The following is a 22,296-nucleotide window of genomic DNA, read 5'->3' as shown; positions in this document are numbered from 1 at the left end:
ATAAAACATTCCAAAAACATCAGCAGAATTTACACCAAGTTTGGTAGCCACGCAGCACAAATGCCCTCTTTCATTATTTAATTTCATATTCCTATGATTAATATTTTTTATTACAAAGTCTTTATTGGCGGTCGATTCTAGTTAAAAATTGAATGTACAGCTTAACCATGGCGTTATAAGATAGGCTCTCTAAATTTTTCGCAAATCACCTAACAGGATTCACTGTGCGTTATCTTTTTTTATTGACTCTATACATATCATCACTACTGCTCACGGGTTGTCAGCCTGAAAAAACCACACCGACCAAAAGCACGGTTGTTGTTTTTGGCACCCTGGTAGACATAGTGGTTTATGACGAACACAAAAAAAATGCCGAGCAAGCCATTGCAAAAGTAGAAGCGACTTTTCAAGAGATGCATAAAGAGTGGCACGCATGGGAAAAAGGTGGCATTGTCAGTAAAATCAACCAAGCCATAAGCCATCAAAAACCCATTCAGGTGCCACAATCCGTTAAAGATTTTATTGAAACTTCTCAAAAACTCAGCCAACAAAGCCAAGGGCTTTTTGATCCAGGCATCGGCAGTCTCATTGGGTTATGGGGATTCCATTCCGAACAGTGGCAAGGCCCACCCCCAACCAAAGAGCGTATCCTGGCCTGGTTAAATAACAAACCCAGCATTGCCAATATCTCTTTTGAAGGCAATCAACTTATTAGTTCAAATAAATATGTACAGCTCGATTTTGGCGGAAACGCTAAAGGTTTAGCGATTGATATGGCCTTAAACACACTAGAGGAAGCGGGCATTAAAAATGCACTGGTCAGTATTGGTGGTGATATGAAAGTGATTGGCACTAAAAATAACCAGGCCTGGTCAATTGGCATACAGAACCCCAAAAATCCTGAAACAGCTATCGCCCAAATCGCTCTTAACGATGGCGAAAGTATCGTCACCTCTGGAACCTATCAGCGTTATTTTGATTGGCAAGGGCAACGTTATTCACACATTCTCAATCCAAACACGGGTTACCCAGCCAATAGCTTTTCATCCGTAACGGTCATTCATTCCGATGCAACAACGGCTGATTCTGCAGCCACCGCTCTACTGATTGCAGGGCCTGAAAATTGGTTGAAAATCGCTCAAGCAATGGGTGTGACACAAGCCTTTTGCATTGATCAATCAGGCAAAATTTTTCAAACAAAAGCGATCTCCAAACGCATCAAACTGTTATAGCGTAGCATGCGGTTAAACCGTGAAAATTATTTGAGTGTTTTTTGTTCCTTAACCTCTTTTAGACTCTGCTTCATAGAATAGTCTCTGCTATAATTTATTTTATGAATCAATTACACTCTTTAGAACATCACTTCCTTATAGCCATGCCCGCGTTAAATGACAGCTGGTTTGAAAAAACCGTTATTTACATTGTTGAAGATAACGAACATGGCACGATGGGTTTGGTCATAAATTTGCCGCACAAAAAACTCAATATAAAAGAGTTGTTAGAACATTTTGATTTACCTATTCCTGAACACTCTGAGTTTTTGAATAATGACGTACTACTTGGTGGTCCAGTTGATTTGGAGCGCGGCTTCATTCTTCACGACTCTCTTGGGCAATGGAAAAGCTCTATGAACTTACCTGACAATATGAGCATGACGGTTTCTGAAGACTTTTTAAATGCCTTAAGTGAAAATCAAGCCCCGCCCAACTTTATCACCTGTTTAGGATTTGCAGGTTGGGAACCTGGTCAGCTTGCCCAGGAAATCCAAGAGAATAGCTGGTTAACCATCCCTTTTAATCACAGCTTACTTTTTGAAACCCCAGTTGAAGAACGCTGGGAAGTCGCTTTAGGCACACTGGGTATTTCACCTGAATTTTTAAGCTCAGAGGCGGGTCATGCCTAAAAAAAATAGCAAACCAGAAGGGGTCATTATTGGTTTTGACTTTGGCTTACGTCGCATCGGTGTCGCTATTGGACAAACGGTTACCCAAACCGCCACTCCGGAAACGATTGTAAACAGTAAAGACGGCAAACCCGATTGGGAACACATTACTAAACTCTTTGAAACCTGGCAGCCAACCGCTATTGTTGTTGGTTTACCGATGCGGCTCGATGGAACCGAACAAGCGTTAACCCAACCTGCACGTAAATTTGGTCAACGTTTACATGGCCGTTATCAACGCCCTGTGTTTTATATTGAAGAACAGCTCAGCTCTATTGAAGCAGAACAGAGAGGTTTAAAACAAAAACACATAGACGATCACGCCGCACAAATTTTATTAGAAAACTGGTTACAAACCCAATAAGGCTTGTAAATACTGCACGCATCAAAAGATGCCACGCTTTGCGTAAAATTGAGACTTTATCATGACTGAACTCGACATTGATGTTCCAAAACTAATTAACAGCATTTGCGAACAAATCCAACAAAAATCGATTTTTACTCAATCTCCTAAAATGATTGGTATTCGCACGGGTGGAGAGTGGGTCGCGCAAAAAATCCATGAGCAATTAAATCTTAGTGATGAACTTGGTGTGATTGATATCGCCTTTTACCGAGACGACTTTTCTAAGATTGGCTTGAACCCTACGGTTAAACCTTCACACATTCCTTGGGATATTGAAGACCAACACATTATTTTAGTGGACGATGTCCTCTATACGGGGCGCACAACTCGAGCAGCATTGAATGAAATTTTTGATTTTGGCCGTCCAGCAAGCGTCACCTTAGTCACCCTGCTTGACCGTAAAGGCTGCAGAGAACTGCCTTTTCAAGCCGATATTTTTGGTGCCAGCTTAGAGTGCAGTCAAACCATTAAACTCACGGGACCTGACCCGTTGAAAGTGACCATTTTAGAGAAAAATGAGGAATCCGCATGAGTGCGAAATTAGCTGGCCCCAATATTCAGCTAAATGAACTGGGCAAACTCAAACATTTTATAACGTTAGAAGGCTTAAAAGCCCACCACCTAACAGAGATTCTAGATACCGCTGAATCCTTTATTAATCCACTCACAAATGAGATTAAAAAAGTGCCTTTGCTACGTGGTAAAAGCATTATGAATCTATTTTTTGAGCCAAGCACCCGTACTCGCACCACTTTTGAGATTGCTGAAAAGCGCCTGTCCGCCGATGTAGAAAGCCTAGACATTCAAACCTCGGCTACCAAAAAAGGTGAATCCTTATTGGATACCCTTTGGAACTTGCAAGCGATGCAGGCTGACATGTTTGTGATTCGCCATTCCGAAAGCGGTGCAGCCCACTTTTTCTCGCAACATGTAGCACCCCATGTTCACGTTATGAATGCGGGCGATGGCCAGCATGCTCACCCTACCCAAGCCATGTTAGATATGTACACCATTCGTAAACACAAAGGCGACATTTACGACCTTACAGTGGCAATTGTTGGTGATGTTTTACATTCGCGTGTGGTTCGCTCACAAATACAAGCCCTAAGCATATTAGAAGCTCGAGAGATTCGCGTAATTGGCCCTAAAACACTGATGCCAGAATCTCCCGAAGCCATGGGTGTGCATGTTTACCACGATATGGAGGAAGGCTTAAAAGATGTGGATGTCGTCATTATGGTGCGCTTACAAAATGAGCGTATGACCAGTGCTTTAATTCCAAGTGAAAAGGAATTTTTTAAACTCTATGGTCTTACTGAAAAACGGTTAGCATTAGCTAAGCCAGACGCAATTGTTATGCACCCAGGCCCAATTAATCGTGGGGTAGAAATTGATTCCGCCGTGGCCGATGGCCCACAATCCGTAATCTTAGAACAAGTCACTTACGGTATTGCGGTACGAATGGCGGTTATGTCTATTTTGATGAGCAATGCCGCCCAACTCGCACAACATAAATTAGAACAAGAGCAACAAGCCTCATTAGATTTGGATGATGAGCAAGCAACACAGGGGGGTACGCTGTGAGACACATTATCAAAAACGGACGTATCATTGATCCAGGTCAAAACATTGACAAAATCACCAATCTCTACCTATCACGTGGTCGTGTGGTCGCTATTGGCGATGAATTACCAGAAGGCTTTACTGCCGACCAAGAAATTGATGCTACGGGTAAATGGATTCTACCAGGCCTGGTAGATTTACAAGCTCGCCTGGGTGAACCTGGTAGTTTTTATGCTGGTAGCATTGAATCAGAAACCAAAGCGGCGGTTGCAGGCGGTATCACTAGCATTTGCTGTCCACCCGATACCGCGCCTGTGAATGATTCGCAAGCAGTAACTGAGCTCATTCAACGTCGAGCTCGCCAAGCCGCCACAGCATTTGTTATGCCTATTGGCGCACTGACTCAAGGGCTTGAGGGTGAACGTTTAAGTAACTCCTACTCACTCAAACAAGCGGGATGTATCGCTTTAAGCCAAGCCAACAAACCTGTTCAAAACTCACTAACATTAAAAAATGCCCTGGAATACAACGTGACTATTGGTTTACCGATTATGTTGCGCTGTGAAGATAAGCAACTTAAAAATGGCGGTGTTGCACACAGCGGTCCTGTAAGTTCTCGCTTAGGTTTGCCAGAGATTCCACCCGCCGCAGAGACAGCCGCCCTCGCTAGAGATCTAATTTTGGTGGAAGAGTCTGGGGTGAGAGCCCATTTTTCACAAATATCCTGCGCTCGTTCCGTTGAATTGATTGCCGATGCTAAAAAACGTGGGCTTCCTGTCACTTGCGATGTGGCCATTCACCAACTTCTCCTTTCAGAAATGGATTTACTAGGCTTTAACAGTCTATTTAATGTCTCGCCTCCGCTACGTAGCCTAAAAGATCAAAAGGCTTTAATAGCGGGCGTACAATCAGGTGTGATTGATGCTATTGTTAGCGACCATACCCCATTAGAAAAAGATTCTAAATTACTGCCCTTTGGGGAAAGTGCACCTGGCATCAGTGGTTTTGAAACCTTATTAGCGCTGTTATTAAAATTGGTTGAGAACAAAGAATTGGATTTAATCACCGCTATTCGTTGTGTCACGCAAGCGCCTGCTGAAATTATTGATTGCCAAACGGGTTCATTAACACCAGGAAGCTCGGCTGACTTAACCATTGTAGATCCTCAAGCCATATGGACATTAGAAACCAAAACCATGGTAAGCGAAGGCAAAAACACACCGTTTGCAGGTTGGGAGTTTGTTGGTCAAGTTGAACAAACCTTCTTCCAAGGGCGTCCTGTTTATCGCAATAACCAAGTGTAATTAAATAAACGTTAACCGCTATGATTTCATACACGCCTGACTCCCCCATTCAACAGTCAGAACAAGTTAATGGTTTTTGGTTAATTCAATTCACTCTACAAAAACCTTTGCCTTTCGAGCTATCGATTGGCAGAGCTTTCTCTTTAAGTGAAGCGCCAGAAACCCCGTTTTATCTCTTTCAACATGCGGATAATCACCCGAGTCAGCACTATCAATTTTTATCTAAAAAAGCCTTACCTCCAGAGATACTTACCAGGCCTGGTAACTTAACCAGCACAAATGACAAGCCGACCATGATGCCAGCTCAAAATCGAGCATTATTGATTTTAGGTGAAGATTTAGCGATGGCGAATGGTTTCGCTTTAGCCAAACAGCGAACTAATCTTAAATTAGAAAAACCAACATTGGCTGCTTTAGCCAGTGAGACGGCTTTTCCATTTATGATTAAACCTGCCCGTTTTTTAATGCCTGAAATGCCAGCTGAAGCAATTGGAGCTTGTACTTTATTAGAAGATTGGAAAATACAAAATCGCTTGGCGTCTTTACAAGGATTGCCTGGATGTTTTGAAGGCGATTTAGCTGAATTATTTGATTACTGGACAAGAGCAACCCAACCAGAAATCGACCAGCACAATAAACCAAGCTGGCAAGTGGTTATTTTTGCAGATGAATCAACACAAAAAAAATGCCTGCAAATTAGCCAAAATAAAACCTGGCTAACCGTGCAGACATCTTTTTAAAAACTTAATGAAGTTCATAAAACCTCATAGAAACCCATAGAAGCTCATTTAAAACATCACTAATCAGTCATCAAGTTCATCAATAAAACGCGTTTTTTTACGAATTTTTTTAGCTAAAACTTCAACATCTTTTGCAACTCGATGTAAAACATTCTCAGCGGTCGCACCTAAGGCCGCTTCTACCAATATTTGTAACTCTTCAAAGTTTTCATCGTTTAAAACTTTACGCTGTTCTTTACTTAAACTCTTTTTAAAGCCATCAACAACTTTATAGGCGTGCTTATCAACTTTCATCATTTATTCCTTTTTTGTAAAACCACAAACGTTAATCGTATTGAAAAATATCTTCACCAGAACTGACAATCAAAGGGTCTGCTTGCCCAACCACTTCTTCATCCTTGCCTTCATAAGGAATATGACTCAATACATAACGCATCGCTTCTAAACGAGCCCGTTTTTTATCATTTGATTTCACAACGGTCCAGGGTGCATGATTGGTATTGGTATAAAAGAACATATCTTCTTTGGCTTTGGTGTAATCGTCCCAACGGTCAAGTGAAGCCAAATCCATTGGACTGAGTTTCCACTGTTTTAATGGATCGGTTTTACGTGCGTTAAAACGTCTTAACTGCTCTTTTCGTCCAACTGAGAACCAAAATTTCATAATGCGTACACCATCTGCTACCAACATACGCTCAAACTCAGGCGCTTGATGCATAAACAAGGTGTACTCTTGTGGTTTACAAAAACCCATCACTCGCTCAACACCCGCTCGGTTATACCAAGAGCGGTCAAACAGAACAATCTCACCTGCGGTAGGCATGTTTTCTATATAGCGTTGAAAATACCATTGGCCTTTTTCAATTTCACTTGGTTTATCTAAAGCCACCACACGCGCACCACGAGGGTTGAGATGCTCCATCATGCGTTTTATTGTGCCACCTTTTCCAGCCGCATCTCGCCCCTCAAACAATAAAACAATACGCTCATCGTTCTCTTTGACCCATTTCTGCAACTTCAGCAACTCTATCTGTAATGAACGTTTAATTGCTTCATATTCTTCACGCTTAATCTTATCGGTATATGGATAATTACTCTCACTTGATTTTACCTTCTTCACTCAAAACTCCTTATCTCAAACTGGCTATTACTGTGTTTTATTTATACTTTAACTATACTCCGATTTACTGAGGTTTAAAGTTACCGCCATATTTTAAAGTTACTACCATATAAAACTCTGTAAGAAAATTGATTGAAAACAATTTAAATAGCCAACGCTAACATAGAGGTGACTTGCTCAAATAAGCGTAACGACACACTCTAAACTTATTGGTTATTTAAAAAACGATTGGCAAAAAATAGCGTTACAAAATGATTTAAAATAATCTTACATACACTGATTTAAGACTTGTGGAGAAAAGATGAGCGAGACGATTGAAAGCCGTTATCAAGATGTTAAAAATCGAATTCACCAGGCCTGTATAGAAGCCAATCGTTCTCTTGACTCTGTACAACTTTTGGCCGTAAGCAAAACCAAACCGATTGAAGATATTCAAGCCTTAACTAAACTAGGGCAACACGCTTTTGGTGAAAACTATCTGCAAGAATCTTTAGCCAAAATTGAGGTTTGTCCAGAGTTAGAGTGGCATTTTATTGGCCCGATTCAATCCAATAAAACCAAACCTATTGCTGAAAATTTTCAGTGGGTACATAGTGTAGACCGATTAAAAATTGCCCAACGACTTAGCCAACAAAGGCCAAGCGACTTGCCTGATTTGAATATTTTGCTTGAAGTCAATATCAGTGAGCAAGCGTCCAAAGCGGGATTTACCGCCCAAGAAATTATGGAAATTGCCCCGCAAATTGCAGAACTTCCCCATCTTAATTTAAGAGGGTTGATGGCTATTCCGCAGGTAGCTGAAACAACAGAACAACAGAGAAAACCCTTAGCAAAAATGCGTCAATTAATGGAACAGATTCAACAAGCACATCCAGATTGGCAGTTTGATACTTTATCCATGGGAATGTCGGGCGACTTAGAAGCCGCTATATTTGAAGGTGCAACTATCGTCAGAATTGGAACAGATATTTTTGGCGCCCGAGATTATTCAAAATAGTGTGTTCAATAGCCTTAAAAAATAAAACCTATTCTATTAATTTTTGAACTGTGTTTAATCAGTTAAATGCCAAAAAGAAAAAAGCCAAATTGCCTAGACAATTTGGCTTTTCCTATCTCCTTTTTGCGTAACTTAACCACATTGAGCTTTAGTTCTTATGGTTAAATCACAAGGGCAATTTATTCACTTAAATCGCATTAAATGCCAATTACCTCTATATTTTATATAACGGCGCTAACCATCAAATCTTGAGTCTTTTTATTCATTAACTTCTGTCTTTTTTACATCAGGCGCTATTGCCTCAGTTAGCGGTTCACTCATCTTTTCAGTCGCATCAAGACCCACCGTTTCTTTGGTGTTCACTTGAGCCATTTCAACAAGTTGTTGATGAAATTCTTTAACCCTATCCAACCATCCTTGGTGACTATCTTGCTCTGGAAAACGCTGTGCATTCACCTCCCCCATTAATTCATTTAGGAAACTTTGTGCGTTTTCAAACTGTGTATTTAAGCGCTCAATAGCCTGTTGCCAGTTTTGTAAATAGGGTGGTAAATTACTCATATCAACACCATACTCTTCAACATTTTTCTCCCCAGGTTGAGACGTTTGATTTTGTACATTATTGTACTCAGCTAGGGCGGCTTGCTGATAAGTTGTGGCAAGCGATTCGGTCTGCGTTAGATCCAACTTAAAACTATCAAGCTGACCAAAATCAATATTAAGCGCCATTGCCTGCTGCAAAGCCTTTTCAATATTGCCATCAAAAAACTGCTGTGAAAGAGAGTCAACTTGCTCAAACACATCAAATACAGCTTTAAGCTCATCTTCGTTTAAATCACCTTCAACAGAAAACGCAAACTGCTCTTCAAACTGTGTCATTTCCATCGCATCACGGCTCTCAAAATAACGTACACCTTGAGGACCTTTTTCGCTAGTTTGCATCTCTTGATACGATTGATACTGAGCATAAAGCTGACGAAAATCCACCGTGACTTTATCACCCTCTTTGGTTGTTAACTGTAAACTCATAGTTTCGCTATATTGATAGGCACGTTCAACACTCGTCATTTGTAAAGCAGCTAGAGTTGCCTTTTGACTTGGTTGGTAAGTAACATCATTAGAACGAGTTTTATTTGATTGGGCGGCCTGCTTAGCCATCTCATCAGCTTGCTTGTTTGCTTTGAAAAGTTCAGAAACACCCAGGCCTGGTTGATGTTTTTTGGTTTGTTCTTTAGAACCAAACAATTGATTCAGTGTGGGGTTTTCAACAATACTATTAGACATAAATACTTTCTCTTTACAGGCATTTAAGGCGTTTTGAGTAAATGGTTATTTTTTCTTTTTCCAAAACGACACCAATGAGCTATATCGCAACATATCTAATATATCGGCCTTCTCAATATATCTTTAGAGATTCTTATTGCGCGTTTTAACCTCAATGCTTTTGAATATTTAGAACTACCCTACCCTCAAATTAACTCAAATCAACTTCCTCTATTAATTATTCAAACAATCTTTGACGTACCTTGGTTAAACATAGTTAAATAATAAATACATATAATTAAAATGCTTTTTCTAAGCAAAAGGACATTATTGTGAAGACAATAAAATGGTTAAGCTTTGCACTTATTTACATGCTTACCCTTACAGGGTGTGGCGGTGATGACTCAGGTGAAACACCTCCCACAGTACCTCAGATATCTATTACCGATGTCCAAGCCTTAGACACAGCTACTAGCACAGAAATTACCGTCACACTCTCTGCTACAAGTACACAAACAGTCAGTGTCAGTTATGCAACAGCGGAAGGTACCGCAACTGATCCTGAAGATTTTGTGGCTCAAACAGGCACACTTGACTTTAATGTGGGTGAAACCTCCAAAACTATTCTGATTGCATTAACCGATGGTAGAGATTCATCCATACCTAAAGCCTTTACCATTAACTTATCCAATCCAGTTAATGCAACACTTTTAGATGCCCAGGCGAACGTTTCTCTGCTCGACCCTGTTCATAGTGCCATGTTCAACAGCCCAGCGTACACTGCATCATGGGGATCAAGAAGTGTTTTTAGTAATGCGGTAGCTTGTGCTAGCTGCCATGCTGGTACTAGTACAGTAATGAACTACAACAGTAAAGATGTTAGCCCCGTAACTGAGTGGAAACATGCCACCATGGCTCACTCTTTAAACGATCCCATTTTCAATGCGTTTGTTGAAGAAGAGGCACATATCTTTCCAGATAAAAAAGTTTTTATTGAAGATACCTGCATGCGTTGCCACGCACCAATGGCCTATACCCATGCTCATGACAATATTGAACTGCTCACAGCAGACCCAACAGGACTTGCTCCTGACGGTGGTTACCCATTTGCTCAAGCGATGATTGACCCACATGCTCGTGAAGGTGTCGCTTGTACGGCTTGCCATCAGGTACAGCCTGATAACCTTGGAAACTTAGCCAGCATGAGCGGGCATTATAAAATAAAATCAGAAGCTGAAAATGGCGCGGTCGATCCCGCGATTTTCGGCCCTTATAGCAGCCCTATTGGCCAAGCGATGCAAAACCAAACGCAATACACGCCACAACAAGCGGAGCACATTAGCATCTCGGCCATGTGTGCAAGTTGCCATAACCTGTATACACCTACATTGGACTTAAATGGTGACCCTGTCATGATTGGCGGAACCGTTTTAGCACAATTTCCTGAGCAGACTCCTTACTGGGAGTGGCTAAATAGTCGCTACCCTACTGATGGAAAAAACTGCCAAACATGCCATATGGCAGAACCTGCACCAGGTTACACTACCCCCATTACAACACGCCCAACGAATGCTCAAGACAGACCAAACGCAACAGATACAATTAACAACAAGGTCTTTTCTGCCCATGAGTTTGTTGGAGCCAATACCTATTTACTGACTCTATTAAAAACCTACAATGATGAACTTGGGATTGCTGATAAAACAACAAGCCAAGGCTTTGATACCAAAATTGCAGAAAGTCGTACTCTATTAGCCAGTGCCGCCAACTTATCCATAGTTAGCACCTCAATTATTGGCAATACTTTAAGGGTACCTGTAAAAATCGTAAATAATGCTGGTCATAAATTACCAGCCAGCTTTCCATCTCGTCGAGTATGGATTCACTTAACCGTAACCGATAATAATGGAACCACACTCTTTGAATCTGGTGCTCTCGATGCCAATGGCCGCATAGCCAAAGACACCAACTTTACGGCCAATAAATGTTTAGAAATCCATAAAGAGGTTGGCTTTGATTCAATCACCGATGGTTGTTATGAACCACATCACGATGTTATCTCAAACCCTAGCCAAGTTGCTATCTATGAAGGTGTTCTTGGAGATGTGAATCAAGACATTACGCATGTATTACTGCACGCACGTCAATACATTAAAGACAACCGAATTCCGCCACAAGGCTGGACACTCGCAGGGCAACATACAAACCCAGCAGACCCCGCTATTAAAGACGACGGTATTGTAGGTTTAGCAAACGCTGACATTAACTTTGCACCAGGAGCTGATGCGGGTGGTTCAGATGGTTCAGATACTGTAACTTATGAAGTGGATATAACAGGAGGAACACCGCCATACACCATTAATGCAGAACTCATATTACAAACTGTAAAACCAAGTTTTGTTCTGGCGATGCACGCTGATGACCCTGACCATGGGATTGAAGGTGATAGTTTTGTGCGTCGTTTAAAGTATATGTATACAGAAACACCGCCAATTGCTGAAACATTAACAACGGCAAACACAACAACACCTTAATAACTTAGGCGCTATCCTAAAAAGCACCTTAACTTAAAAACACCGCTGTATAGCACTGCTGTATAGCGGTGTTTTTATTTCAAGCATCCAAATCAAGATTACCAGGCCTGCCTATTTTGACACGAGCCTCTAAATCACCCGCTATCTAACTGCTGGCTTAGGCTATTTTTTAACGCTAAATCCTTTATAATAACTCCAATTCTTAACTCTGAAAGTGGAACGATCGATTATGCATGCTTCTATCTGTTTTATTGGCGCAGGAAATATGGCGCAAAGCCTCATTGGTGGCTTAATTGCCAGTGGTTATAACAAGCAAAACATTAGCGCCACTGACCCAACGCAAGAGCAGCGCGATTCAGTGACCGCAAAATTTGGCATTCAATGTTTTGGCGACAATATAGAAGCTATTTCAAAGGCGGATATTGTGGTTCTTGCTGTCAAACCTCAAATCTTAGAATCGGTTTGCCAAACCATTATTGAGCAAGTAAAAACACAAAAACCATTAATTATTTCGGTTGCCGCTGGCATTCGTTCAAAAGACATTAACCGCTGGTTAGGTGGACAAGCCGCGATTGTGCGAACCATGCCAAACACCCCTGCACTGATTCAAACAGGTGCAACAGGCTTATTCGCCAATGAATATGTAAACGATGAACAGCAAAGTCAGGCAGAACATATTTTACGTGCCGCTGGTATCACCGTATGGGTAGATGAAGAAACCAAGCTTGATGCTGTAACCGCTCTATCGGGAAGTGGTCCAGCTTACTATTTCTTATTTATGGAAGCGATGGAACAAAGCGCACAGAAGTTGGGGTTAGATGAAAAAACCGCACACTTACTCACTCTGCAAACCGCTTTAGGAGCCGCCAAAATGGCGTTAGAGAGTCATCAAGACTGTGGTACTTTACGTAAAAACGTAACCTCACCCAATGGCACGACCGAAAAAGCGATTCAAAGCTTTCAAGCTGCTGGTTTACCAGAAATGGTTGAAAAGGCCATGCAAGTAGCACAATCGAGAGCAGTAGAGTTAGCAGATGAACTAGGAGGAAAATCTTAATGGAACTTGCATCACCCGTTGGACAAGGCGGACTTTTTTTACTTCAGTTTATTACTGGTTTAATCATTTTTGCCTTAATGTTACGTTTTTTATTACGCGCTACTTATGCGGATTGGAATCATCCCATTGTGCAGTTTATTGCAAAAATAACCAATCCACTGTGTGCCCCTTTTAATAAGGTTATTCCAGCAAAAGGTCGTTGGGATTGGTCTGCAATGGCAACGGCTATCACTATTCAAGCTTTATTTGTGGTGCTGGTTGGTTACTTAACCTCTCGCAGTTTTGGTGTGCCATTTATTGTGCTTGCATCAACCACTGAAATTATTAACCAATTACTCGATATGATGTTTTGGTTAATCATTATTCAAGCCGTTTTAAGCTGGGTATCACCAGGCTACAACCCAAATACGGCTATATTTGAGCAATTAACACAACCTATTTTAGCGCCATTTAGACGTTTTATCCCACCAATGGGAGGCATTGATTTAACACCGATTGTTGCCATACTTGCTATTAAACTTTTCCAAATAGTGGTGGTGGGTTCAATCTCTCAAATTGCCCAGCAAATGATAGGGTAAGAACTGAATGAATTCTGAATTAGACATTACCCAACCTAAATTATTGCAAGTAGAAACGCCACTAACCTTAACAAGTGGCGCCGTATTACCTCGCTATGACTTAATTTATGAAACCTATGGTGAACTCAATGCTAACGCATCCAATGCGATTTTAGTCTGTCACGCCCTTAGTGGTGACCATCACGTATCAGGAACCGATGCCGATGGAAAAGTGGGTTGGTGGGACGGCTACATTGGCCCAGGCAAACCCGTTGATACCAATAAATTCTTTGTGGTCTGCTCTAACAACTTAGGTGGTTGCCGAGGCAGCACAGGACCTGCAAGCCTAAACCCAGAAACTGGCAAGGTCTATGGCCCTGACTTTCCAATGGTGACATGCCGTGATTGGGTACATAGCCAAAATGAACTGCGCAAACATTTAGGCATTGAACAATGGGCCGCTTTAATTGGCGGTTCAATGGGGGGTATGCAAGTTTTACAGTGGGCGATTGATTATCCAGACAAGCTTAAACACGCACTCGTAATTGCGGCGGCGCCTAAACTCTCTGCACAAAATATTGCATTTAATGCGGTTGCACGAGATGCCATTATGTCTGACCCTGAGTTTCATGGTGGGCGTTTTGTTGAGCATAATACCGTACCAAAACAAGGCCTCTCTTTAGCCCGAATGCTTGGCCATCTAACTTACTTATCTGACGATATGATGGGCTCTAAATTTGGTCGAGAACTGCGTGAAGAGACCTTACAATATAACTACGGAACTGTATTCCAAGTAGAAAGTTATTTGCGCTACCAAGGTGAAAAGTTTGCCACTAAACAGAACTTTGATGCCAATACCTACTTATTAATGACTAAGGCTCTAGATTACTTTGATCCTGCGGCTGAGTTTGACCATAATCTTAGCAAGACCTTGGCGAATGCCACGGCTAAGTTTCTTGTGGTCTCTTTTACCTCCGACTGGCGCTTCTCACCACAACGCTCTCATGAAATTGTTAAAGCTTTACTCGATAACGATGCCGATGTGAGTTACGCAGAAGTGGAATCAGAACACGGGCACGATGCTTTCTTACTACCAAACAAACACTATGAAGGTGTTTATAGAGCTTATATGCAACGAGTTTTAGCGGATATCTCTAATCAAACAGAGCAAGAAGGAGAACAATTATGAGCCATATTTCTCCTGAATTTAAACTGATTTCTGACTGGATTACGCCAAATAGCCGTGTATTAGATTTAGGTTGTGGTGATGGTCAACTATTAAAACACTTAATTGATACCTACTCCGTGACTGGCTATGGCTTAGAAATCGATAGCGATAAAAACATCCAGGCGATTCAAAAAGGCATTAATGTCATTCAAAGCGATTTAAATAATCACGACATCTGCGATTACTTTGATGAAGGCTCGTTTGACTTTGTCATTATGACTCAAGCGTTACAAGTGGTTAGTCGCCCTGATGAACTACTTGATGATATGTTAGCCGTAGGTAAACAGTGCATCATCACTTTCCCAAATTTTGGGCACTGGCGTATGCGTTTGCAACTACTAACTAATGGTCGAATGCCCGAAACCGATACCCTACCCTACCATTGGTACGACACCCCTAATATACACATGTGTACCTTTAATGACTTTGAAGACCTCTGTGAAGAAAAAGGACTTGAAGTGGTGGCTAGAACCGTTGTAAATGCAGAACACCGCACCTCATTAGGTATGCGAATCGCACCAAACTGGCTGGGAGAAGTGGCTCTGTATAAAGTACAAAAGAAAACTTAGTACCTTAAATTTTAACGTTCTTTAAAACACATTTAATAAGTTACCAGGCCTGGTAACTTATTAAAACCACATATAAAATCAAAACAAAACAACTCCGCTCTCATTAACACGTTACACCGCTCTTTATTGAGAATAATTTGCATTTAACTACGTGTTTTGCTATCCTACATGTAAATAAAAACTATTATCATTTAAAACCATATGTCGACACCAACCCACTCTACAACACTCAGCCAATGCCATAATGGACAAGTTAGCCAAATTGTCTCCTTAAATGGCAGTCTAGAACTCAAAATGCGTTTAGTTAATCTAGGATTTCATACTCACAGTATTGTTGAAACCATTCTAAGCCGAGGACAAAACATTGTGGTTAGTGTGGATGGCAGCCGTTTTGCGATTGATAAAAAAATAGCCGAATTCATTCAAGTAGAACCTTTAGCATGACCGTTATTAAACCTAAAATTAAATTTAAAAAGCAGGCTCATACAGGCAAACACGCTTATCAAATTGCCCTAATTGGTAATCCAAACTGCGGTAAAACGACTCTTTTTAACCGCCTAACAGGTTCACAGCAAACCACTGGAAACTGGCCTGGGGTAACGGTTGAACAAAAGTCAGGCAATTTTGAGTTGAATGATAGTGGTTATCACCTAATTGATCTACCAGGGGTCTATAGCCTTGAACAGTCATCTCATGCTGGCTTAGATGAAAAGGTTGCCACCGATTATCTTCAATGCCAACCAACCGATTTAGTATTGAATATTGTTGATGCCACCAGCCTAGAACGCCAGCTCTTTCTTACAGCGCAGTTATTACACATGGGGCTTCCAGTCGTTGTTGTTCTCAATCGCATGGATTTACTTCAAGAACGTAATCTAAGAATTGATGTCGATAAACTTTCTGAATATTTAGGTTGCCCAGTTGTGCCGATTTCTGCCTATTACAATAAAGGCATAGACCAACTAAAGCAGCATCTACCTGAGATGCTAAACAAACGTTCCAACTTGCACTTTGATTTACCTGAAACCTTGCACAACTCCGTGCATGCCGTACGTGATGCACAAGAAAACCCTGATTCAGACTCTTGCTGGAAAACATTACAGATGCTCATTGAACCTCAGCAAGCGCCATTAGAGTTACGAAGCTTCTGCCAGGCTGAAAAACAAAAAATAGAAAAACATTACCAAGAAGATTTAGCACTGATTGCAGCTGACCTATACTTCCAACATGCACATGATGCTACCCATGGTAGCCAAGAGCATACCGACCAATTCACACGAAACACAACGGACACCATCGATCGTTGGGCACTGCATCCTGTACTAGGAATGCCCATATTTTTGGGCATTATGTATTTGGTGTTTGCCTTATCCATTACCGTTGGTAATGCGTTTTTAGACTTCTTTGATTTAGGTGCTCAAGCGTTATTTGTCGATGGACCTTCTGCGCTATTGCAATCCATCAACGCACCCCAGTGGCTCATTGCATTTTTAGCGCAAGGCATTGGCGGCGGCGTACAGGTTGTGGCCACTTTCATTCCTGTAATTGGCGCGCTGTTTCTATTACTGTCCATTATGGAAGAGACTGGCTATATGCAACGTGCGGCACTTATTATGGACAGTTTTATGCGTCGCCTTGGTCTTTCGGGTCAAGCGTTTATACCACTTGTTGTCGGTTTTGGCTGTAATATTCCAGCGGTACTCGCAAGCCGAACCCTGCCAGATCAACGTGACCGAATTATGACCATTATGATGACGCCCTTTATGTCGTGTAGTGCTCGCTTAACGGTTTACGTAATGTTTGCTACCGCCTTTTTTGCAGATGATGCGGCGCTAATTGTATTTTCACTCTACCTAGCTGGGATTCTTGCCGCTATCTTAACCGCCCTGGTACTCAAAAGTACCTTATTACCAGGTGAAGCGCCGTCCTTATTAATGGAGTTACCGATTTACCACAAACCTGCGGTTATTAACGTACTGCTCAATACTCGTAATAAATTGAAAAGCTTTATTCTCGATGCTGGTAAAGTCATCGTATTGGTGGTGCTGGTTTTAAACTTTTTCAATAGTTTAGGCACTGATGGCACTTTTGGCCATGAAAACCAACCCTCTTCCGTTTTAAGTACCGTTGCTAAAGTGGCTACCCCTGTTGTTGAACCTTTGGGCATTACTGAAGAGAATTGGCCTGCTACGGTTGGACTCTTTACAGGCTTACTCGCTAAAGAAGTGGTGGTAGGTTCACTTGATGCACTGTATCAAAGTGCTTCAACAGAACCGCTCGAACATGAAGAGTACGAATTCATTGGCGCAATGAAAGAGGCTTTTGCGACCATTCCAGCTAATCTCTCCAATATCTTTATCGATATTCCTGATCCACTTGGCTTGCAGTCCATTGACGATATTGCAGATAAAAGTGCTATTGCTGAAGAACAAGGCTTTACCTTGTCGACACTTGATAAGATGGTCAAGTATTTTGACGGTGAAATCGGAGCCTATGCCTATTTATTATTGATTTTGTTGTACTTTCCTTGCGTAGCGACATTTGGTGCCATTAAACAAGAACTAGGTTGGCGCTGGGCACTCTATAGCGCAAGTTGGAGCATGTTTTTAGGGTACAGTGTTGCGGTCGGTTTTTATCAAATTGCCAGCTATGCACAACACCCGCTTCAATCATTAACCTGGGTGATGATTATCCTCTTTGCTTTTTTACTGCTCTATTCCTTTTTATGGAAAACGGGTCGGCCTTATAGAGAAAGTAAACGCAAAAGTGCCACACATTAAATTCCTAGAGGTTTTTTGGGTTCGCGTATGATTCTACTTAATATTAAAAAATACATTAAACAGCATCAACGGGTAACACTGAAAGACATTCAAAACCATTTTGAGTTAGATGAAGCCGCCGCTATCGGTTTAATGGAGCCTTTATTACAACAAGGCTATATTCAAGAAATCGCTCGCCCTAACAACCAAACTTGTACAACGGGTCACTGTTCTACAAATTGTCATCAAGTCAGCAAAGGCTCTGAATTTCAATGGGTTGATAAACCTCTAAAACCGCTATCAATTCCTGTACAAATTATTTAGAATGAATCCTTAGTATCTTTCACTAAGGATTTTAATAATTCATGAACAAATGGTTTAGAAAAGGAAATGGTCGACGCTTTCATCGAGTTGACATGCCATTACGCTACTATATTGTGCCGAGCTCGCCGATTAAAGATCGGGAAATCTATGCCACTGGAGCAAATTATTTTCCGCAACCATTGGTCGACATGATTGAAACCCGAAAATACGATACCATTCGTTCAGTCGAAAAAATTAAAGAGCAAAGCGCCTTAATCACTGAAATTTTTAACGATGTTATTGCTGATATTGAATTTTTAGGCGAATGCACCAAAAGCATATCAAATGGAATTAGCCCTAAAAACAATGTCAGTTATTGGTTAAAAATTAACGACAAACTCAAGGGGTTTTCATCCATTAACCGAATAGAAGCTTCTTCTCCGAAAACCTTTCAATACCTCTCATTAATTGAAGAAAAGTATTTAAGTTATTTACAGCGCCTTACCAATAGTATCAATGAATCTACACCCGAACATTTTATGGTAGAGGGCGTTTTGCCCATCGGCTACAAACTGGATGAGATGATGAGTGTATTTGAGCAAGAAAAATTTGCCAAAATTCCGCTCATTCAAGCGATTCTTAACTTATCGAAATTTTTAGAAGCTTATCTTGATGTTTATCGTCAAATTAACGATGACAACTATTTAAAACAATTTCCGCAAGAGTGGCCACAACAAATAGCCAATGTCAGTGCAAGTGGTTTAGCTATTTTACTGCCAAAACGTTTTGAGCTGTATTCTCGTGTTGATGTTTACCTCTATTTTGAAGCAAACGATAAAGTGATTAATTTTGACGGCAGTGTGGTAGATTTACGGGCGGATAATGAAAAACACCGAGAACGTATTGCCATTAACTTTGAATTCCCCAATGGCAATGACCAAAACTTTATTCAGCAAGAAATCCAAAAACAAGAAGTTAAAGAGTGCATGAAATTTGCTTTATACTCCTAACAGCCGAATACATTTAATTTGACCTAGAGACTAAAACCTATATGCCTGGAAGTAATCATGACCTTGACCCAAGTTTTATGGATGCATTGCCTATTTCGGTGAGAGATGCTGGGCTTGATTTAATACGTTTTTATAGCTTAAAGCAGATGATCAATCTTCGCATCAATGGCGTTGATGAGTATTTACAGAACCGTTTTAAACTGAATGAAGAGCAGTGGTTAAATGTTTTAAACGCGGTTATCTTAACCAAAATTAGTTATTTTCAGATTGAGCTACATTTCCCAAATCGCTATATTGATAAACTGATTGAGATTTCTAGTTTTGCCAATGGTATGGCGAGTAAAGACCCAATTGAGCTATACCATTCAATGCTTACTGACCACCCGCAATTTGCCGAATGGATTAAAAATGCCATTCAAATCAAACAACAAAATTTACGTTATCAAAACAATCTGGCCAAATCGACCTAACCCTATGTATCGGTTAACAAACGATTATGTTAACCACTCCTGTTTTTCTTAGGTTAATTTGGTAGTGCAAACGTTAACATGGCATCTTTCAACTCTTTACGCTGTTCAAATAGCGTTATTTTTTGTTCTTGCTCAACCGTGAGCAGATAAAACTCTACACCGACTCTATATGGAAAAACCAAGTCATGGGTCTCTATTTGAGAGATAATTTTTCCTCGGCAAACTAAGACTTCGCCATCGATATCCATAAAAATATCCATTAAGCCAAATTTTTCATAAGCTTTTTCTGACAAAAAACTAAAGCCACCCGCACTTAAATTCACTCGATAGTTCATCCAATCATCGGACCGAGAAATTTGTCTATACACCTCTTTTAAACGTTCAAGCACGGTTGCTTGTAAATTTAACTTTTTCACCATTAAGCGTAAAACCTTTGCTGGCAACACACCTGATTCTGCTAATTCATTTAAGTTTTTTACATAGTCTTTATCATCAAACAACCCTAAAGAAGGTTTTGAATAGATAAAAATCTTGCCGTCGATACTGGTCTTAACCACATTCTGAAGCTCGGCAATATATTCATCAATTTGATGATATAAACCTAAGATCAGGGGCGCAATGGAAGAGCTTTTTTTAGTTGATGGAGGGCTAAATTTAGCGTCCTCTTTAGTTCGAAATTTATAATCATGCGTTAATCTTGGGTCATTCGACTCCATCAATTTTTCCAATAACCACCACATAAAATCAATACGGTGGTTAAGAACATAAAAAACATATAAGGCATTGGAGCTGGCATCAAATACTTTTTCTAACCAAGCATCTAGCTGCACATTCAACTCATTCAGCTCGTCTTCTTCTTTTGCTGAAATCAACTGTCTACGTTCAGCGCCGAGATGTTTACCAAAACGATCTACTGGCTCTAAATGCATAGGTAAAATCACATCATAACGAAAATATCGTCGGGCGTTAGACATCTAAATAGAAATCCTGTTTCATTAAAAATTTAATAAAGATACTCCTCATTATTAACTCCTTTTGATTGGCATTAAACCCTGGCATAGACAACTTTCAAAAGCAAAAGCTTGACCAAATCCTTTCACATAGCCCCCGTTAATAGGTGTCAGGGCAATTAAATGAAAATCAGGTAAGCTACTAAGCATACCAATAATCTCACCAAATTCATCCGCAAACTTTTGTAAAACCAAAGTGTATTCACGCTGTTCACGCTTTAGTTCCGAGGCATTCAACTGCAAAGTAATCCGTTCACGAGCAAAAAGTTGTTCAGTTTCCGACTCATCCGCCACCAATAAAGCACTCACCAGTGGTCGATTCTGTTCTATTTGCCAAAGGCAATTTTGTGTATGTTTGGCTAACTCACTGATATAGATATAAAACAGACCATCTAAAAATACAAATGGGGCAACACTGGTCTCCAGCACCCCCTCTTTATCTAACGTACTCAATAGCAAAGTTTTACGGCGATTTAAAAAGGCTTCACACTGTTGTTGATGAGTCATTATGTTCTCTTTTTTGATATTGTTCGCTTATAACAATTGTGCGGTTAGCCAGCTTGAAATATGCTCTATTTCAGGCATGCAGACAGAGTGTTCCATTGGGTAAGTGTGCCACTCGACCTGTAAATTTAGACTCTCTAAAAACGCTTTTGACTTTTGTGCCACAGATAGAGGAATCACTGGGTCAAAATTGCCATGCGCCATAAAAATGGGCATTGCACTGTTTTTTTGAAACATGGCCTCTTGCCAACACACTGAGGGATAGTAAGTGGATAGGGCTATAACCCCTGCTATCGGTTGTTTTGAATGAAGTGCAGCGTGTAACACGACCAAACCACCTTGCGAAAATCCAGCCAACACAATTTTATCTGCGGCAATACCTTGAGCAACTTGCTGTTCAATCAAAGCTTTTACCACACCACTCGATTGATTAATACCTTCAATATCAACTCTCTCTGCAATCGTCATCGAGTAAATATCATACCAAGAGCGCATTGCCATGCCACCATTTACGGTAACGGGCTGTACAGGTGCATGTGGAAAAACAAAGCGGATAGCATGATTTTTTGGCAAGTTTAACTGCGGTAATATCCCTTCAAAATCGTGTCCATCCGCGCCCAGACCATGTAACCAAATAACCGCTGAACTGGCTGGAACAGAAGGTTCAACAATAATACAGGGATCTAAATCTGCAAGCGTGTCATGTTTATCCATTTATTTGCCTTTATTTGAGACTTTGCAAAACTGAGGTACAAGAGTTTTTATCATAAGTTACCAGGCCTGGTAAAGATATTAAAGCCAGATAACCAAAGGATTTCAGCCTATTTTATAATTCAAAGCAAACTAACCTAAAATTATTCGTCTTTAGTAATTATCTATCGTGAGATATTTTCTATGCTCTGCTAAAATAATCCCATTTTAATGGGTTGCACTCTAAATGAGAAACCCTATTACAAAAAC

The 22,296-nt window shown here is 40.7% G+C and carries 24 protein-coding genes; 18 read left to right on the top strand and 6 right to left on the bottom strand.

Annotated elements, in window-relative coordinates; all coding sequences use genetic code 11:
- Nucleotides 1-224: 224 nt before the first annotated feature.
- The 7 genes from A379_RS09370 to A379_RS12810 all read left to right on the top strand — a co-directional run bounded on the left by A379_RS09370 (nucleotide 225) and on the right by A379_RS12810 (nucleotide 5,955).
- Entirely contained in the window at nucleotides 225-1,232 is a 1,008-nt protein-coding gene (locus tag A379_RS09370; protein WP_040727707.1) for an FAD:protein FMN transferase, read from the top strand.
- 101 nt (nucleotides 1,233-1,333) lie between these two features.
- Complete coding sequence (locus tag A379_RS09365) at nucleotides 1,334-1,903, top strand: YqgE/AlgH family protein (protein ID WP_040727705.1); 570 nt, start codon at nucleotides 1,334-1,336, stop codon at nucleotides 1,901-1,903.
- Nucleotides 1,896-2,306, top strand: a complete 411-nt coding sequence (ruvX, locus tag A379_RS09360) for a Holliday junction resolvase RuvX (protein WP_040727704.1) — start codon at nucleotides 1,896-1,898, stop codon at nucleotides 2,304-2,306. The genes A379_RS09365 and ruvX overlap by 8 nt, the downstream gene beginning before the upstream one ends.
- A 61-nt stretch (nucleotides 2,307-2,367) precedes the next feature.
- A complete protein-coding gene (gene pyrR, locus A379_RS09355; RefSeq protein WP_040727703.1) occupies nucleotides 2,368-2,880 on the top strand; it encodes a bifunctional pyr operon transcriptional regulator/uracil phosphoribosyltransferase PyrR in 513 nt (170 codons plus the stop codon).
- Nucleotides 2,877-3,932 (top strand): aspartate carbamoyltransferase catalytic subunit, encoded by a 1,056-nt coding sequence (locus tag A379_RS09350; protein WP_040727701.1) that lies wholly within the window; start codon nucleotides 2,877-2,879, stop codon nucleotides 3,930-3,932. The genes pyrR and A379_RS09350 overlap by 4 nt, the downstream gene beginning before the upstream one ends.
- Entirely contained in the window at nucleotides 3,929-5,215 is a 1,287-nt protein-coding gene (locus tag A379_RS09345; RefSeq protein WP_040727700.1) for a dihydroorotase, read from the top strand. The genes A379_RS09350 and A379_RS09345 overlap by 4 nt, the downstream gene beginning before the upstream one ends.
- Nucleotides 5,216-5,235: 20 nt before the next feature.
- Nucleotides 5,236-5,955, top strand: coding sequence for a hypothetical protein (locus A379_RS12810; protein ID WP_051145137.1), 720 nt, complete (start codon nucleotides 5,236-5,238; stop codon nucleotides 5,953-5,955).
- 63 nt (nucleotides 5,956-6,018) lie between these two features.
- Here A379_RS12810 and A379_RS09335 read toward each other — a convergent pair whose 3' ends face one another.
- Both A379_RS09335 and ppk2 read right to left on the bottom strand, forming a co-directional pair.
- Nucleotides 6,019-6,249: a hypothetical protein gene (locus A379_RS09335; protein ID WP_051145136.1), complete on the bottom strand. Its 231-nt coding sequence runs from the start codon at nucleotides 6,247-6,249 to the stop codon at nucleotides 6,019-6,021.
- A gap of 31 nt (nucleotides 6,250-6,280) precedes the next feature.
- A complete protein-coding gene (gene ppk2, locus A379_RS09330) occupies nucleotides 6,281-7,075 on the bottom strand; it encodes a polyphosphate kinase 2 (RefSeq protein ID WP_040727697.1) in 795 nt (264 codons plus the stop codon).
- A gap of 301 nt (nucleotides 7,076-7,376) precedes the next feature.
- Between ppk2 and A379_RS09325 the strand changes: the two genes are divergently transcribed.
- On the top strand, nucleotides 7,377-8,072 hold the full coding sequence (locus A379_RS09325) for a YggS family pyridoxal phosphate-dependent enzyme (protein WP_040727695.1): 696 nt from the start codon (nucleotides 7,377-7,379) through the stop codon (nucleotides 8,070-8,072).
- A gap of 258 nt (nucleotides 8,073-8,330) precedes the next feature.
- On the opposite strand, the gene A379_RS09320 is transcribed toward A379_RS09325, so the two are convergent.
- The gene (locus A379_RS09320) at nucleotides 8,331-9,356 is read right to left on the bottom strand and encodes a hypothetical protein (RefSeq protein WP_051145135.1); all 1,026 of its coding nucleotides are present in this window, start codon (nucleotides 9,354-9,356) and stop codon (nucleotides 8,331-8,333) included.
- A gap of 311 nt (nucleotides 9,357-9,667) precedes the next feature.
- On the opposite strand from A379_RS09320, the gene A379_RS09315 reads away from it, so the two are divergent.
- The 10 genes from A379_RS09315 to A379_RS09275 all read left to right on the top strand — a co-directional run bounded on the left by A379_RS09315 (nucleotide 9,668) and on the right by A379_RS09275 (nucleotide 19,822).
- Complete coding sequence (locus tag A379_RS09315; protein WP_040727693.1) at nucleotides 9,668-11,869, top strand: Calx-beta domain-containing protein; 2,202 nt, start codon at nucleotides 9,668-9,670, stop codon at nucleotides 11,867-11,869.
- A 229-nt stretch (nucleotides 11,870-12,098) separates the two neighbouring features.
- Complete coding sequence (gene proC / locus A379_RS09310; RefSeq protein ID WP_040727692.1) at nucleotides 12,099-12,926, top strand: pyrroline-5-carboxylate reductase; 828 nt, start codon at nucleotides 12,099-12,101, stop codon at nucleotides 12,924-12,926.
- Entirely contained in the window at nucleotides 12,926-13,504 is a 579-nt protein-coding gene (locus A379_RS09305; RefSeq protein ID WP_040727689.1) for a YggT family protein, read from the top strand. Before proC ends, A379_RS09305 begins: the two co-directional genes overlap by 1 nt.
- Before the next feature lie 7 nt (nucleotides 13,505-13,511).
- Entirely contained in the window at nucleotides 13,512-14,672 is a 1,161-nt protein-coding gene (locus A379_RS09300) for a homoserine O-acetyltransferase (protein ID WP_040727688.1), read from the top strand.
- A gap of 5 nt (nucleotides 14,673-14,677) precedes the next feature.
- The gene (gene metW / locus A379_RS09295; RefSeq protein WP_198525700.1) at nucleotides 14,678-15,280 is read left to right on the top strand and encodes a methionine biosynthesis protein MetW; all 603 of its coding nucleotides are present in this window, start codon (nucleotides 14,678-14,680) and stop codon (nucleotides 15,278-15,280) included.
- Between the two features lie 201 nt (nucleotides 15,281-15,481).
- Nucleotides 15,482-15,724: a FeoA family protein gene (locus A379_RS12940; RefSeq protein ID WP_081696388.1), complete on the top strand. Its 243-nt coding sequence runs from the start codon at nucleotides 15,482-15,484 to the stop codon at nucleotides 15,722-15,724.
- Entirely contained in the window at nucleotides 15,721-18,060 is a 2,340-nt protein-coding gene (gene feoB, locus A379_RS09290; RefSeq protein ID WP_051145134.1) for a Fe(2+) transporter permease subunit FeoB, read from the top strand. The genes A379_RS12940 and feoB overlap by 4 nt, the downstream gene beginning before the upstream one ends.
- Before the next feature lie 27 nt (nucleotides 18,061-18,087).
- Nucleotides 18,088-18,363 carry a FeoC-like transcriptional regulator gene (locus A379_RS09285; RefSeq protein WP_040727684.1) on the top strand — a complete coding sequence of 92 codons (276 nt, stop codon included), beginning with the start codon at nucleotides 18,088-18,090 and terminating at the stop codon, nucleotides 18,361-18,363.
- Nucleotides 18,364-18,404: 41 nt separating this feature from the next.
- Nucleotides 18,405-19,352, top strand: coding sequence for a PilZ domain-containing protein (locus A379_RS09280; RefSeq protein WP_040727683.1), 948 nt, complete (start codon nucleotides 18,405-18,407; stop codon nucleotides 19,350-19,352).
- Between the two features lie 41 nt (nucleotides 19,353-19,393).
- On the top strand, nucleotides 19,394-19,822 hold the full coding sequence (locus A379_RS09275) for a hypothetical protein (protein WP_040727681.1): 429 nt from the start codon (nucleotides 19,394-19,396) through the stop codon (nucleotides 19,820-19,822).
- Between the two features lie 53 nt (nucleotides 19,823-19,875).
- On the opposite strand, the gene A379_RS09270 is transcribed toward A379_RS09275, so the two are convergent.
- Genes A379_RS09270 through A379_RS09260 form a run of 3 tightly spaced genes read right to left on the bottom strand, consistent with a single transcriptional unit; the run spans nucleotide 19,876 to nucleotide 22,050 of the window.
- The gene (locus tag A379_RS09270; protein WP_040727680.1) at nucleotides 19,876-20,796 is read right to left on the bottom strand and encodes a PilZ domain-containing protein; all 921 of its coding nucleotides are present in this window, start codon (nucleotides 20,794-20,796) and stop codon (nucleotides 19,876-19,878) included.
- A 51-nt stretch (nucleotides 20,797-20,847) separates the two neighbouring features.
- Nucleotides 20,848-21,339: a HugZ family protein gene (locus A379_RS09265; RefSeq protein WP_040727679.1), complete on the bottom strand. Its 492-nt coding sequence runs from the start codon at nucleotides 21,337-21,339 to the stop codon at nucleotides 20,848-20,850.
- A gap of 27 nt (nucleotides 21,340-21,366) precedes the next feature.
- Nucleotides 21,367-22,050 carry an alpha/beta hydrolase gene (locus A379_RS09260; protein WP_040727677.1) on the bottom strand — a complete coding sequence of 228 codons (684 nt, stop codon included), beginning with the start codon at nucleotides 22,048-22,050 and terminating at the stop codon, nucleotides 21,367-21,369.
- Nucleotides 22,051-22,296: the final 246 nt, after the last annotated feature.

The organism is Thiomicrorhabdus sp. Kp2 (genome assembly GCF_000478585.1).
In the GTDB taxonomy this organism is placed as follows: Bacteria; Pseudomonadota; Gammaproteobacteria; order Thiomicrospirales; family Thiomicrospiraceae; genus Thiomicrorhabdus.
Note: the sequence above shows the minus strand (reverse complement) of the source record. Positions and strands in the feature narration are given on the sequence as shown.

Excerpts from the sequence above, each read along its gene's own strand:
- A379_RS12810 (WP_051145137.1), top strand. The coding sequence starts at position 5,236 with ATGATTTCATACACGCCTGACTCCCCCATTCAACAGTCAGAACAAGTT.
- A379_RS09325 (WP_040727695.1), top strand. The coding sequence starts at position 7,377 with ATGAGCGAGACGATTGAAAGCCGTTATCAAGATGTTAAAAATCGAATT.
- pyrR (WP_040727703.1), top strand. The coding sequence starts at position 2,368 with ATGACTGAACTCGACATTGATGTTCCAAAACTAATTAACAGCATTTGC.
- A379_RS09260 (WP_040727677.1), bottom strand. The coding sequence starts at position 22,050 with ATGGATAAACATGACACGCTTGCAGATTTAGATCCCTGTATTATTGTT.
- A379_RS09285 (WP_040727684.1), top strand. The coding sequence starts at position 18,088 with ATGATTCTACTTAATATTAAAAAATACATTAAACAGCATCAACGGGTA.
- feoB (WP_051145134.1), top strand. The coding sequence starts at position 15,721 with ATGACCGTTATTAAACCTAAAATTAAATTTAAAAAGCAGGCTCATACA.
- ruvX (WP_040727704.1), top strand. The coding sequence starts at position 1,896 with ATGCCTAAAAAAAATAGCAAACCAGAAGGGGTCATTATTGGTTTTGAC.
- A379_RS09300 (WP_040727688.1), top strand. The coding sequence starts at position 13,512 with ATGAATTCTGAATTAGACATTACCCAACCTAAATTATTGCAAGTAGAA.
- A379_RS09265 (WP_040727679.1), bottom strand. The coding sequence starts at position 21,339 with ATGACTCATCAACAACAGTGTGAAGCCTTTTTAAATCGCCGTAAAACT.
- A379_RS09275 (WP_040727681.1), top strand. The coding sequence starts at position 19,394 with ATGCCTGGAAGTAATCATGACCTTGACCCAAGTTTTATGGATGCATTG.
- A379_RS09305 (WP_040727689.1), top strand. The coding sequence starts at position 12,926 with ATGGAACTTGCATCACCCGTTGGACAAGGCGGACTTTTTTTACTTCAG.
- A379_RS09365 (WP_040727705.1), top strand. The coding sequence starts at position 1,334 with ATGAATCAATTACACTCTTTAGAACATCACTTCCTTATAGCCATGCCC.
- A379_RS09320 (WP_051145135.1), bottom strand. The coding sequence starts at position 9,356 with ATGTCTAATAGTATTGTTGAAAACCCCACACTGAATCAATTGTTTGGT.
- A379_RS12940 (WP_081696388.1), top strand. The coding sequence starts at position 15,482 with ATGTCGACACCAACCCACTCTACAACACTCAGCCAATGCCATAATGGA.
- proC (WP_040727692.1), top strand. The coding sequence starts at position 12,099 with ATGCATGCTTCTATCTGTTTTATTGGCGCAGGAAATATGGCGCAAAGC.
- A379_RS09350 (WP_040727701.1), top strand. The coding sequence starts at position 2,877 with ATGAGTGCGAAATTAGCTGGCCCCAATATTCAGCTAAATGAACTGGGC.
- A379_RS09280 (WP_040727683.1), top strand. The coding sequence starts at position 18,405 with ATGAACAAATGGTTTAGAAAAGGAAATGGTCGACGCTTTCATCGAGTT.
- A379_RS09335 (WP_051145136.1), bottom strand. The coding sequence starts at position 6,249 with ATGAAAGTTGATAAGCACGCCTATAAAGTTGTTGATGGCTTTAAAAAG.
- A379_RS09270 (WP_040727680.1), bottom strand. The coding sequence starts at position 20,796 with ATGTCTAACGCCCGACGATATTTTCGTTATGATGTGATTTTACCTATG.